At 64.7% G+C, this 13,390-nt stretch carries 11 protein-coding genes; 4 read left to right on the forward strand and 7 right to left on the reverse strand.

The annotated features are described in order from the left end of the window. Positions 1-20 precede the first annotated feature (20 nt). Both AC1DU8_RS18045 and AC1DU8_RS18050 read left to right on the forward strand, forming a co-directional pair. Positions 21-665, forward strand: coding sequence for a response regulator (locus tag AC1DU8_RS18045; RefSeq protein WP_477667409.1), 645 nt, complete (start codon positions 21-23; stop codon positions 663-665). After that, complete coding sequence (locus tag AC1DU8_RS18050) at positions 666-2,531, forward strand: sensor histidine kinase (protein WP_477727083.1); 1,866 nt, start codon at positions 666-668, stop codon at positions 2,529-2,531. A 59-nt stretch (positions 2,532-2,590) separates the two neighbouring features. Here the strand turns inward: AC1DU8_RS18050 and AC1DU8_RS18055 are convergent, their stop codons facing one another. The 5 genes from AC1DU8_RS18055 to AC1DU8_RS18075 are packed head-to-tail and all read right to left on the reverse strand — an operon-like array spanning position 2,591 to position 7,901. Next, entirely contained in the window at positions 2,591-3,967 is a 1,377-nt protein-coding gene (locus AC1DU8_RS18055) for a class-II fumarase/aspartase family protein (RefSeq protein WP_477667411.1), read from the reverse strand. Positions 3,968-4,001: 34 nt separating this feature from the next. Continuing rightward, positions 4,002-4,835 carry an HpcH/HpaI aldolase/citrate lyase family protein gene (locus tag AC1DU8_RS18060; protein WP_457282518.1) on the reverse strand — a complete coding sequence of 278 codons (834 nt, stop codon included), beginning with the start codon at positions 4,833-4,835 and terminating at the stop codon, positions 4,002-4,004. After that, positions 4,832-6,013, reverse strand: a complete 1,182-nt coding sequence (locus AC1DU8_RS18065) for a CaiB/BaiF CoA transferase family protein (protein ID WP_457282517.1) — start codon at positions 6,011-6,013, stop codon at positions 4,832-4,834. Before AC1DU8_RS18065 ends, AC1DU8_RS18060 begins: the two co-directional genes overlap by 4 nt. Before the next feature lie 9 nt (positions 6,014-6,022). Further along, complete coding sequence (locus tag AC1DU8_RS18070; RefSeq protein ID WP_457282516.1) at positions 6,023-6,871, reverse strand: HTD2 family dehydratase; 849 nt, start codon at positions 6,869-6,871, stop codon at positions 6,023-6,025. A gap of 34 nt (positions 6,872-6,905) precedes the next feature. Next, positions 6,906-7,901 carry a Bug family tripartite tricarboxylate transporter substrate binding protein gene (locus AC1DU8_RS18075; protein ID WP_457282515.1) on the reverse strand — a complete coding sequence of 332 codons (996 nt, stop codon included), beginning with the start codon at positions 7,899-7,901 and terminating at the stop codon, positions 6,906-6,908. Positions 7,902-7,987: 86 nt separating this feature from the next. Between AC1DU8_RS18075 and AC1DU8_RS18080 the strand changes: the two genes are divergently transcribed. Continuing rightward, complete coding sequence (locus AC1DU8_RS18080) at positions 7,988-8,890, forward strand: LysR family transcriptional regulator (protein ID WP_457282514.1); 903 nt, start codon at positions 7,988-7,990, stop codon at positions 8,888-8,890. A gap of 271 nt (positions 8,891-9,161) precedes the next feature. Further along, positions 9,162-10,868, forward strand: a complete 1,707-nt coding sequence (locus AC1DU8_RS18085; RefSeq protein ID WP_477727084.1) for an acyl-CoA dehydrogenase family protein — start codon at positions 9,162-9,164, stop codon at positions 10,866-10,868. Positions 10,869-10,935: 67 nt separating this feature from the next. On the opposite strand, the gene AC1DU8_RS18090 is transcribed toward AC1DU8_RS18085, so the two are convergent. After that, on the reverse strand, positions 10,936-11,646 hold the full coding sequence (locus AC1DU8_RS18090) for an enoyl-CoA hydratase/isomerase family protein (protein ID WP_477727085.1): 711 nt from the start codon (positions 11,644-11,646) through the stop codon (positions 10,936-10,938). Between the two features lie 205 nt (positions 11,647-11,851). Further along, positions 11,852-13,303 (reverse strand): NAD-dependent succinate-semialdehyde dehydrogenase, encoded by a 1,452-nt coding sequence (locus AC1DU8_RS18095; protein WP_477727086.1) that lies wholly within the window; start codon positions 13,301-13,303, stop codon positions 11,852-11,854. Positions 13,304-13,390: the final 87 nt, after the last annotated feature.

The following is a 13,390-nucleotide window of genomic DNA, read 5'->3' on the forward strand; positions in this document are numbered from 1 at the left end:
TGAAGGAATCAAGCGCATCCATGTCCATCCTGACCGTGACCCTGGTGGAAGACGACACACCAATCCGCGAGGAATTCGCGCGCATGGTGCGTGAAGATGTTGGCCTCAGGCTGCTGGAGGCGGTGGGTTCCTGCGCTGAGGCACGGCGCAGCTTTTCATTTGCCCAGCCGGACGTTGCACTGATTGATTTGGGCCTGCCCGACGGCGACGGTACCGAACTGATCGCGGACCTGGCCCGCCGCTCGCGCCACACCAGCATCCTGGTGGTGACCATCTTCGGTGACGAGGCCCACGTGGTGCGCGCCCTGCAGGCGGGTGCCCACGGCTACCTGCTCAAAGACACACCGACCGCGGAATTCGGCCGTGCGATCCGCGCCGTGAGCGAGGGCGCAGCCCCGCTTTCGCCGCAGGTGGCGCGCTATCTCCTGCGCAGCTTCGCCGCACCACGGGCAGAGGCACTGCGCTGGCTGATGGAGCCGCTGACGCCTCGCGAAAAAGACGTGCTGACGGCCATCTCGCAAGGCCTTTCGGTGCCCGAAACAGCGCGGCACCTCGACGTCGCGCCGTCTACCGTAGCCGCCCATATCAAGAGCATTTACGGCAAGCTGGCCGTGCACTCGCGCGTCGAAGCCGTGAACCAGGCGCGTGCCCGGGGACTGATCTGAATGCGATTGCAGGGCATATGGGCCGCGCTATGCGCCTGCGCCACGCTGATGCTGGCGGCGCCGTCCTGGAGCGCCACGGCGGCCACCCTGGAACGGGCGGTGGTCGCCACTAAAGACGCAGGGCGCCCCGCCGAAGTCGATTTCAGCAAGGCTTCGCCCGTCACGCTGCCCGACAACTGGCGCCGCAGCCGCCCTGGTTTTGACGGCGTCGCCTGGTATTCGATCGCGCTCGACGCTCCCCTGAAGGCCGCCGGCGCTACCGGCCCGGAGCATGAACTTGTGCTCGTCGTGCCGCGTGTGGCTGACCTGGGCGAGTTCTGGCTCAACGGCGAACGGCTGGACCTTGGCACGGGCAACGGATTTACCCGCAACCGCGCGCTGTGGGTGCCCCTGGGAGGCCACGTACTCAAGCCCTCGGGCAACCTGCTGCAGGTGCGCGTCAGCGGCAGCGCCGACACCCGCGGCGGACTTTCGCGCATGAGCCTGGGAACCACTGCGGCCGTGGGGCCGGCCTTCCAGGTGCGCCGTTTCCTGCAAAGCATTGCCCCCACAATGCTGATGTTCGCGGTGCCGATCTGCCTGTTCGGCGCCATCCCGCTGTGGTTCAAGACGCGCCGCTACATCCACCTGCTGTTCGTGCTGCTGTGCGTGAGCTGGATGCCGCGGGCACTGGTGATGCTCGCGCCTGAAGCCGGGCCGCCCGGCCCCGAATCCCTGCTGTTCGCGCTGGCCAGCACCCTGGTGTCCAACACGCTCATGATCATGCTGCTGCTGGAGTACAGCCACTGGACCAGCCCGCCCTGGAAGCGCTACCTCAAAGTGCTCTACGGGGTCATCGCGCTGTCTTTCGCAGCGGGCGTCGCCGCCTACCTGAAGGGCGACATGCGGCCCAACGTCGCGGCCGTGCTGCACTGGCCTTATTTCGCCCTGACCATCGCCGTGGTGCTGGCCCAGGTTCACAGGGCCTGGCGCACACGCCGGCGCAACGAGGTGTTCCTGGCAGTGACGCTGGTCCTCTGGTGGGCCGCGGTGCTGCAGGACCTGGCCATTCCCGCCGACCTGAACGCCTTCGACAGCTTCTTCATGGCCCCAGTGGCCGCACTACTGGTGCTGGCCACCCTGGTCGCGCGCACGCTCGAGGGCCTGGCGCTGCACAGGGCCAGCGCCGAAGAAGAGATCAACCTTGCGGTCGCCGGCGTCAGCACAGCGCACGGGCAGGCCCTGGAAGAAATGCGCGCGGAATTCGACCGCCGCAAGGCCGAGGAGCGCCAGGCCGTGATCGCCGCCGAGCGTACCCGGCTGCTGCACGACCTGCACGACGGCATGGGCAGCCAGCTGATCACCGCGCTGCGGATGACCCGCCGCGACGAAGTGCCGCGAGAGGAGGTCGCGCGCGTGATCGAAGACTCCCTGGAAGACATGCGGCTCATCATCGATTCGCTGGACCTTGAGGAAAGCGACCTGCTGCCCCTGCTGGCCAACTTGCGTTATCGGCTGGAGCCGCGGCTCAACGCCATCGGGGTTGGTTTGCAGTGGCAAGTGGGGCCGTTGCCGGAGATGGACTACCTGACACCCGAGACAGGTCTTTCCATCCTGCGCACGCTCCAGGAGGCCATCAACAATGCAGTGCGCCATGGCGCGGCCAGGACCATCACAGTTCGCGCGCGTGATACCGCCAGCACACTGGAACTGTCCGTCACAGATGACGGCTGCGGCTTCGACACGCACGCCGTTCCCGCCCCCGGCAAGACCCAACGCGGCCTGGCCGCGATGCGAATGCGCGCACAAAAATTGGGGGGCCAGGTCCGCATTTCCAGTGGCACACATGGAACCTGCGTGACGCTGGAGCTTCCGTTAAGACGTTGAGACGGTACCCTTCAACCGCATACACAAAACTTTGGTCCGAAGCTTGAGCCGCCCTCTTTTTACGACACTCTTGTGGGCTGCGAGTCCGGCACCTTGACCGACGCGAGCACGCGGTCGACCATCACGCCTGCCTGGCCCAGGTTATTCATCGGATCGCAGAACGAGGCCAGCTGCTCCCGTGTCACGTGCTTCTTGATTTCGGGATGCTCCGCCAGCAGATCGATCAGCGGCCGCTTTTGCTGGAGCGCGTCGCGGCAGATGTCGTAGACAAGGTCATGAGCGTATTCACGCCCGATGTAGGGGCCCAGGCCCATCATCACGGCCTCCGACATCACGAGGCCGTGGGTCATGTCGATGTTGCGGCGCATCTGCGCGGCATCGACTTCCAGACCCGCGAGGATGAACTTCGTCTGCTTGAGCGCGCCCGAGATCAGGCAGAAAATCTCGGGCATCGCCACCCATTCGATTTCCCACGGGCCGGTGGAGCGTTCATGGTCGGCGACCATCGCGTCCATCAGCGACGCGGCCAGCTGGCGTACCACGGAGATGTTGGCATGGATGTAGAGGCAGGAGATCGGGTTGCGCTTTTGCGGCATGGTTGACGAGGAGCCGCGCCCTGGCGCGAAAGGCTCAAACACTTCGGCGACCTCGGTCTGCATCAACAGCTTCACATCCATCGCGATCTTTCCGAGCGATCCACCGACGATGCCGAGGAAGGCACCAACTTCAGCGAAGTTGTCGCGCACGGTGTGCCACGAAATCAGTGGCTGCCCGAGGCCGAGTTCCTTCATGAGGTCGGCCTGGGTTTCCATTGCGCCTTTTTCAAGCGAGGACAGCGTGCCCGACGCGCCGCCGAACTCGCCGACCAGCACCCGCGGCTTGAGCTGCGTGAGGCGCTCGCGGTGGCGCTCGATGCCCGCAAGGATGCTGGCCATCTTGTAGCCGAAGGTGATGGGCGTCGCCTGCTGCAGATTGCTGCGGCCGATGATCGGCGTGTCGCGGTGGTCGCGCGCCAGTTTGGCGAGCGAGGCCGAGATGTCCGCGAGGTCGGCCTCGACCAGTGCGAGGCCCTCGCGTATCTGCAGCACGGCGGCCGTGTCGGTGATGTCCTGCGTGGTGGCGCCCCAGTGGCAGTATTCGCCCAGGCCATCCTTGCAATGCGCGTTGATCTGGTTGACCACGGCGATGATCGGGTAGCCGATCTGCTCGGTCTTGGCCTTGAGCTTGACCCAGTCGATCTGGCTGGGCTCGCAGTTCTTCACGATCTCTTTAGCCGCCTCTTTGGGAATGATGCCGAGGGCGCCCTGAACCTTGGCGAGCGCACGCTCGATGTCCAGGTATTTGGCGGTGCGATTCTCGTCCGACCAGACATGCCGCATGGCGGCATCGCTGAACATGTCGCCGAAAATTTTTGAGTCGATGATGGTTGCGGACATAGGTTCTCCGTTGGGTTATGTATCTTGTGAAAAATCAGGGAGTGCGTGCAGCCAGGGCCACGATGCGCTCGGCTTTGAGGACAACCGGGCGATCGACCATCTTCCCGTCGAGCTGGATGGCGCCGCCGCCGGCTGCGCGCGAGGCGCTCAGGATGCGTTGCGCCCAAGCCAGCTCTTCGGCGTCAGGCCGCAGCGCACGATGCACCGCGGCGACCTGCACGGGATGAATGCACATCTTGGCGCCAAAGCCAAGGCAGCGTGCCTGCGCCATGTCGGCGGCAACCCGGTCCGCATCGACGTCGGGCGTGACGCCAGCCACGGGCGAGGGCAAACCCGCGGCGCGTGAGGCAATGGCAAGCTGGATCGCGGCGTGCTGCAACGACGGGCTGTCGGCGGGAATGTCAAGGTCGGCCATGTAGTCGAGCGAACCGAAGGCCAGGCGTGCGATGCCGGGTGCAGTGGCAAGGTCGAAGGCGGCCAGCAGGCCACGCGCTGTTTCGACCAGCGGCAACACGGTGGTACCCGCATCGAGCGAACCAAGAACGTCAGCCACCTGCCGTCTGCTTTCGCATTTCGGAAGCATGACGCAGGCTGCCCGAACCCGCCGCAGGAGCTGCAGATCGTCTGCGTACCAGTCCGTGCTCGCGTCGTTGATACGGATCAACAGCTTGCCGCGAATCTCCTCGTTGGCGGAGGGCATCCACGCCGCGATGGCTTCGCGCGCGGCAGCCTTGTCAGAGGGCGAGACCGCGTCTTCCAGGTCGATGATGACGCGGTCCGCGCCCGAGGCCAGCGCCTTCGCGAATCGCTCGGGCCGGTGGCCCGGCACGAACAGGTAGCTCAGCGGCACGGCGGGCGGCCTACTCATACCGCACCTTCCGCGCGCAACTGGGCAATCTGTTCGACGCCATAGCCAAAGTGGCTCAGGATCGCGTCGGTGTGTTGGCCCAGCGCGGGCACGGCGCCCATGCGCGGGGCGCCATGTTGCCAGGAACCGGGCGGCAGCATGGCGGGCACGGCGCCGGCCGGGGTATCGATTTCACGCCAGCGCGCGCGCGCTTCGAGTTGCGGATGTTTCCACAGCTCACTCATGGTGTTGACTTGCGCGTTAGCCACACCAGCGGTTTCCAGCCGCTCGACGACTTGGGCGGCGGTCAAGGTGCTGAAGGCTTCAACGATGATTGACGAGAGTTCGCCCCGGGCGGCGCTGCGCTGTGCGTTGCCGGCGAAACGCGGGTCGCTGGCAAGCGCGGGCTGCAGCAGCACTTTTTCGCAAAACACCTTCCACTCGCGTTCGTTCTGCAGGCCCATCATCACGGTCTTGCCGTCACCGGCCAGAAACGGGCCGTATGGATAGATGGTCGCGTGGCTGGCACCCGTGCGCTGGGGCGGCGCCGCGCCTTCGAAGGCGTAGTAGAGCGGGTAGCTCATCCACTCCGACAGCGATTCGAGCATCGAGATGTCGATGCGCTGACCCTCACCGGTCTGCCGACGGTGCATGAGCGCGCCCAGGATGTTGGTGTACGCATACATGCCGGCAGCGATGTCGGCGATGGATGGACCGGCCTTGGACGGTGTGTCGGGCGTACCGGTTACCGAGACGAAGCCAGCCTCGCTCTGGATCAGCAGGTCATAGGCTTTTTTGTCGCGGTAAGGACCGTCACCGCCGTACCCCGAGATGTCGCACACGATGATGCCGGGCTTGCGCTTGGCCAACGCTTCGTACGACAGGCCGAGCCGTGCTGCAGCGCCCGGCGCGAGGTTTTGCACCACGACGTCGGCCTCTTCAATGATCAGGCGCATGAGGATTTTCTGCGCCTCCTCGTGCTTGACGTCCAGCGTCAGGCTTTCCTTGGAGCGGTTGGTCCAGACGAAATGCGATGCAAGGCCCCGCACGCGACTGTCGTAGGCCCGTGCGAAATCGCCCACACCGGGGCGTTCAACCTTGATGACCCGCGCACCCATGTCGGCCAGCTGCCGTGTGGCGAAAGGCGCCGCGATGGCGTGTTCGAGCGTGACGACGGTGATTCCCTTGAGTGGCTGCATGGCGTCTCCTCAGCCCAGCGTGGCGATGGCGTCCATCGTGAGCCAGCCTTCATGGTCACGCCCCCACAGCCGCACGCTCTTGCCGTCGGCCGAAGGCTGCCCGTGGATCGAGAACGGGTTGACGTCGAACGTGGGCCGGACCGCCTTGAACTCAAATTTGCGCACCATGGCCTCAGGCATATGCCGACGCAACAGGTCCATGAGCAGCGTGGCGATCAAGGGGCCGTGCACGATGAGGCCGGGGTAACCCTCGACCTCCGTGACGTACTTGCGGTCGTAGTGAATGCGGTGCCCGTTGAACGTGAGGGCCGAGTAGCGGAACAGCAGCACGTCGTCGGCGACGATGCGGCGCACCCACGCGAATTCGGCGGGCGCTGCCAGCGGCGGAGGGGTCACGTCGCCGGGCGTCGGCGCCGCACGGTAGACGATGTTGTGGTGCTCGGTCAACGCCACGCCTGCAGAACCGTTGCGGCGCAGTTCATGGCGCACCTTCACGAAAACCAGGCTGCCGGTGCGGCCGCTCTTTTCCGTCACATCGACGATGGTTGAGGTGCGCGAGAGCGCGTCGCCGACACACAGCGGCTCGTGGAACTCGAAATCGCTGCCGGCCCACATGCGGCGCGGCAGGGGAACGGGCGGCAGGAAGCCGCCTCGCCGCGCATGGCCGTCCGGGCCGATCTCCGATTGCGCGTGGATCGGCAGGAAATACAGCCAGTGCCAGAGGCAGGGCAACGGCGTGCCGGGCGCGGGACGCGAGGTGTCGGCGCGGTCGAGCGTGGCCGACAACGCTGCGTACGGCGTGGCAGTGGCGGTGTCCTCCACTGTTTCGCTGCGGCCTGTCCAGTCTTGCAAGTTCATGCGCGTACCCTCCTTTCAGTGAAACTTGCGCGACTCAGTCGAGCTTGATTTTTGCGGTCGCCACAACGCCCTTCCAGCGCGTGACTTCCTTTTGCACCAGGGTTTTGAGTTGCGCAGGCGTGCTGGTTTCAACCTCGGCCCCCTGGTCTTCAATGAATTTCTGTACGGTTTTTTCGGCCAATACGCGGTTGATCTCCTGGTTCAACCGGTCAACCACCACCTTGGGGGTTTTAGCGGGGGCGAACATGGCGTACCACTGCGACATGCTGACGTTGGGAATTCCCTGCTCGGCCAGCGTCGGAACGTCCGGCAAGACGGGAGATCGCTTGTCACCGGCGATGCCGAGCGCCTTGAGCTTGCCGCCCTTGATTTGCGGGTACGCGGTAAACAAGCTGGGAAACATGTATTGCGTAATGCCGGAGATGGTGCTCATCACGGCGGGCGCTGAGCCTTTGTGGGGAATTCCAATCACGTCCACCCCCGCGGACAGCTTGAACAGCTCGCCTGCGATATGCGGTGCGGTGCCGTTCCCCGCCGTCGCGAAGCTGAAGCTGTCGGGTTTGGCCTTGATGAGCTGCACCAGTTCTTTGGCGGTCTTGGCCGGCACTTCCGGGCTGACGACCAGCACCGTCGGAGATGCCGCCACCATGCCGATGGGTTCAAAATCGGCGACCGGGTCGTAGCGCAGCTTTTGCAAGGCCGGGTTGATGCCGTGGGTAGCGATGTAGCCGAACATCAAGGTGTAGCCGTCCGGCGCGGCGCGGGCCACGAACTCACTGGCAATCGCGCCGTTCGCCCCGGCCCGGTTGTCCACGATGACCGGTTTGCCAAGCCGTGCGCTGAGTCCCTGCGCCAGGACGCGCGCCATCGCGTCATTGGCGCCGCCGGCGGAGGTCGGCACCACGATGGTGATCGCTTTTTCGGGCCAGTTCTTGGGCGTCGCCGGACTGGTCGCCGCCATGGAGAAACCAGCCGCCAGTGGCAGCAAGCTCAGCATCAGCAAAGTCCGGACGTGGTGTTTCGGCAGCATGGTTTGTCTCCTGTGGATGTTCTGGTTGCCGGATCTTCGGCGAATGCAGGGAATCCGTGAAGTGCAACTTTTGTTAGTATTGGTGCATGGCGCGCATCAATTTCGATTTGCAGCAACTCGAAGCCTTCGTGGCGGTGGCCGAGCGCGGGAGCTTTCGCGCAGCAGCCGACCACATCCATCTTTCGCCACCCGCTTTAAGCCGGCGCATCGACAAGCTCGAGACCATCCTGGGTGCGCGGCTTTTCAACCGCACCACACGAGAGGTCGAACTGACGGCCCTCGGGCACGTTTTTCTTGATCGCGCACGCGCCGCGCTGGACGACCTTGAGTCCGCCATGCTCGGCATCACCGACATCGCCGGCAGCCGGACCGGCCGGGTCACGGTGGCCTGCGTGCCTTCCGCGGCCATCCATTTCCTGCCTACGGTCGTGAGCTCGTTCTCGGAACGCTACCCACTGATCCGCGTCCGTGTGATTGACGAAGCCGCCGGCGCGGTGATGGCCAGCGTGGTGTCGGGCGAGTCGGACTTCGGCATCAGCTTCATGGGCAACCAGGTACCCGGCGTGGACTTCGAGCCGATCCATACCGATCCCTTTGTGGTGGCCATGCCGCGCCGCCATGCACTCGCCGGGCGCAAGACGCTGTCCTGGAAGAACCTGGAAACCGAGCGCCTGATCGCGGTATCGCGTACCAGCGGAAACCGGCAATTACTGGACGACGCGCTGGCCAAGGCTGGCATCAACCCCTCATACCGCCTCGAGGTGAGCCACATCGCGACGCTGCTCGGCATGGTCGAAGCGGGGCTCGGGCTTGGGGCCGTACCGCGCCTGGCCTTGCCGAAACAGCATCCGTCGATCATTGGCGTTGCGCTCGTGGCGCCGGCGGTGTCGCGTGTACTGGGCCTCACCACCTTGCGTGGCACGACGCTGCGCGCACCGGCAAAGATGTTCTACGACTACCTGCACACGGCGCTGAAAGAACGTCGCTAAGGGAAATGCCAAAGGTCGGCACCGGTGCAAGCCAGGCACCAATGCGTGGCGGTGTTTTCCCTGTTCGGTCGTGATGAAACTTCGAGCGCCCGAACGATGGGTAGTGGAGCAACCACCGCGACCACCTCTGCCTTCCACCCGGACCAGAGGCAGCCCAGCCCTGACGGACGCGCGCCGAAAGGATCGGCTGCGCCTGTTGCCATTCGCGCGCCGATTTGATTATTATTGATAACTATTCTTGTGGCTCCGTGACAACCAGTAGAAAGGGCGTATGACCTATCAAACCGCTGTGCAAGATTCGCAATTCATTCTTTTCGACGTGCTGGACGCGGGCGGCCAGTTGCGGCCGATCGAGCGCTTCGCCGATGCCGACAACGACCTGCAGCGGCAGGTTCTGGAGGAAGCGGCAAAGTTCGTCGCCGAGGTTGTGGCGCCGCTGAATGCGGCGGGTGACAACCCCGGCTGCCGCTTCGATGCGGGCGTGGTCATAACGCCTCCGGGATTCGCATCGACCTACAAGGCCTTCTGGCAGGCCGGTTGGCCCGCGCTTTCCTGCGCGCCTGAACACGGCGGGCAAGGCCTGCCCTGGGTGCTGGAAGGTGCGCTATACGAATGGCTCAGCGCCGCCAACCATGGCTGGACCATGGCCCCCGGCCTACTGCACGGAGCCTGTGAGTGCCTGGCCCATCATGGCAGCGATGAATTGAAGGCGACTTACCTGGAGAAGCTTGTCTCCGGCGAATGGCTGGCCACGATGTGCCTTACCGAAGCGCACGCCGGCAGCGATCTCGGACTGGTGCGCACCCGCGCAACGCCGAAGCCGGACGGCAGCTACCGTGTTAACGGCAGCAAGATCTTCATTTCCGGTGGTGATCACGATCTCACCAGCAACATCCTGCATCTCGTCCTCGCGCGCCTGCCGGATGCACCTGCCGGCCCCAAAGGCCTGTCGCTGTTGCTCGCCCCCAAGCTGCTGGCGGACGGCAGCCGCAACCATGTCTACTGCGACCGCATCGAAGAAAAGATGGGCCTGCACGGCAGCCCCACCTGCGCCATGCGCTTCGATGATGCGACAGCCTGGCTGATCGGCCAGCCGGGCGAGGGCCTGAACGCAATGTTCGTGATGATGAATGCGGCGCGTTTGCACGTGGCGCTGCAGGGCATCGGCCTGCTCGACGCCGCATGGCAAAAGGCCGATGCCTATGCGCGCGAGCGCAGGCAGATGCGCGTGCCCGGACCACGCACCAGCACCGAGCCCGCCGACTTCATCATCGGCCACCCGGCGATGCGCCGCCTGCTGGACACGCAGCGGGCCTGGATCGACGGAGGGCGCGTGCTGGCTTACCAGACAGGGCTCGAGCTCGACATCGCCAGGCACCACCCCGACCCCGCCCGTCGTGAAAGGGCACAGCAGTGGTGCAGCCTGCTCACACCCGTGTTGAAAGCTGCCTTCACCGATCAGGCTTTCCACGGCGCCAGCGAATGCCTGCAGGTTTTCGGTGGCCATGGCTACATCCGCGAATGGGGAATCGAGCAGACTGTGCGCGATTCACGCGTGACCATGATCTATGAGGGCACCAACGAGATCCAGGCCATCGACTTGCTGGTCCGCAAGGTGATACCGGACGGCGGCAAGACGTTGCGGCAGATGTTCCAGGTCCTGCAGGAGGGCCTGGACGACGGGCGCGCGAACGAGAAGGCTGTATTGAGCTGTTTCGCCCGCCTGGAGATGACGACCGCAGCATTGATCAAGGCCGCGGGTGCGGCGCCCCAGTTGCCCTATTGGGTCGCTAGCGACTACCTGCGCGCGGTGGCGCTGGCGCTGCTCGGTTGGGCTTGGGTGCGAATCTGCAACACGCCTGACGCGCAGGGCCATGAGCGCTGGCAAGGCCCAGGTGAAGCGTTACGGCGCTGGGTGATGCCAGAGTTCGATATGCGGCTGGGCATCATCGAAGATGAAATCGGACGGCAGGATTGACCCGCTTTTCATGTGAACGGGACGGCACTGAATCGACAGTCAACCCCAGCAAGCCGTGGCATGCCTTCTAGCTTTGAACTCCGCGACTGCCCAAGGCTCGCTGCGCGTCGTTTTCAAGCGCGATGGCCTCGTCGAAATGGCGAAGACCGATGTCGTTGAGGACCCGTTTGAAGCTGGCTGCCACCACCGGCTGAAGCGACGCCAGCCTGGCGCCGATTTGCCGGGAAGCCGATTCGAGTTCCTGGTCGGGGACCACTTTCCAGACAAAACCCCAGGCCATCGCCTGCGCGGGTGAGAACTCCTCGCCCAGTAGCATCAGCGCCTTGGCGCGCGCCACGCCTGCATAGGCAGATAAGGTGGCGGTCAATCCACCCGTCACAAAAACCCCGAGGGAGGCCTCCGGCAACTTGAAGCGGGTGCTTTCCCCCGCGACCACAATGTCCGCATTCAGCATCCACTCGAAGCCGGCGCCGACAGTCCAGCCATGGACCGAAGCAACCACCGGCTTGGACAGAGACAGGAGCGCCTTGGCCACAGCCTGCACCAATACCAGATCGTCTTCCGTGGGTGGGCTGCTGACGTCCCTCCCCGCACAGAATGCCCGGCCGTTACCGCACAAAAGGAGCACCCGGACGGTATCGTCGCGCGAAGCCAGCTCTATAGCAGCAAGAAGTGCACGCGCAAGCTCGTTGTCAATGGCGTTGAGTTTGTCGGGCCGGTTCAGGGACACGGTCATGATGCCGTCCACGGACTCGATCAGCAGCTTGGGAGTTGTCATGGGTGTGATTCTGAACCGGGAAGCCATCAGCGAACGTATAAATTTCCGGTCCAATGTTTTTTTTGATCAGACTGTACGCGTATCGGCCCGAGGGAGCGGCGGCTTCGCTGCCTGGCTTGCACTTGTATCTCGACGCCAACACCAAAGGACAACTAGGAGTAGGCCGTCGTGGTGCCGATGACGCCGGCACCGAGGACCAGCACCTTCATGCAAGATTTCCCTGGCAGAGGTACTTGGTGTGCAGGTATTCGTCCAAGCCCCAGTGCGAGCCTTCGCGGCCGTAGCCCGATTCCTTGACGCCGCCGAAGGGCGCGGCCTGCGCCGCGATGGCACCCTCGTTAATACCGACCAGGCCGGTCTCCAAGGCCGATGCCACGCGCCACACGCGCTTGATGTTGTTGGAGAAGAAGTAGCCGGCCAGGCCGAAAGGCGTGTCGTTCGCCTGTGCGATTACCTCGTCTTCAGTGCTGAAGCGGAATATGGGCACGACCGGGCCGAAAGTTTCCTCGCACGACAGTTCCATGTCGAGCGTCGCGCCGGTCAGCACCGTGGGCGCGTAGTAGTTCGGGCCGTTGGCGACTTCCGTGCGCACGCGGCTTCCGCCCACGACCGCTTTCGCGCCTTTGGCCACGGCGTCGTTCACGTGGCGCTCGATCTTGTCGACCGCCCGTGCGTTGATCATCGGGCCGATCTCGGCCTCCGCCCAGCTGGCCGGACCGACCCGCAAGGCGCCCACGCGGGCCGCCAGCTTGTCGACGAAGCGGTCATGCACGGCCTCGTGCGCGAACACGCGGTTGGGGCTCACGCAGGTCTGGCCGCCGTTGCGGAACTTGGCGGCCATCAGGCCCTCGACGGCGGCGTCCAGGTCCGCATCCTCGAACACGATGAAGGGCGCATTGCCGCCAAGCTCGAGCGAAAGCTTCTTGACCGTGCCGGCCGACTCGCGCGCCAGTATCTTGCCCACAGCCGTGCTGCCGGTAAAGCTGACCTTGCGCACACGGCCGTCACGCAGCCACTCGCCCACCACCTCCGGCGTGCGTTCGCGCGAGGCGGGCACGATGTTCAGCACGCCAGGGGGAACGCCCGCTTCCTCGGCCAGCTTCACGAGGGCCAGGGACGTGAGGGGCGTGTCTTCTGCGGGCTTGGCCACCACCGTGCAACCTGCCGCCAGCGCGGGGGCGATCTTGCGTGCGATCATCGCCGCGGGAAAATTCCAGGGCGTGACCACGGCGACGACGCCAACGGCTTCCCTCAGCACCAGGTAGCGCTTGCTCGACACCGGCGCGGCGATGATCTCGCCGTGGGCGCGCACGCCCTCTTCGGCGAACCACTCCACATAGCCGGCGCTGTAGGCGATTTCGCCGCGTGACTCCGCGAGCGGCTTGCCCTGCTCGCGCGAAATCAGTTCAGCCAGCGGCTCCACGTCGCGCTCGATCAGCGCCTGCCATTTTTTGAGGATCAGGCAGCGATCGCGCGGCGAGCGTGCCTTCCAGGCGGGCAGTGCCTGCGCCGCCGCGTCGGCGGCCAGCCGCGCGTCCACTGCGCCGCCGTCGGCCGCCAGGGTGATCAGGCTGTCGTCGGCGGGATTGCGCACCTCGAATTGGCGGCCGTCCTGGGCAGCCTGCCAGCGGCCAGCGATGTAGTTGAGTGTTTGCATGTCAGTTCAATCTATTCAGTTAAGTTCAATTCAGTTCGGTTCAATTCAACAAAGAGATTCCCGATGGCACCCGGGGTGCCAATCTTT

It is taken from the genome of Polaromonas sp. P3_A5 (assembly GCF_056403055.1).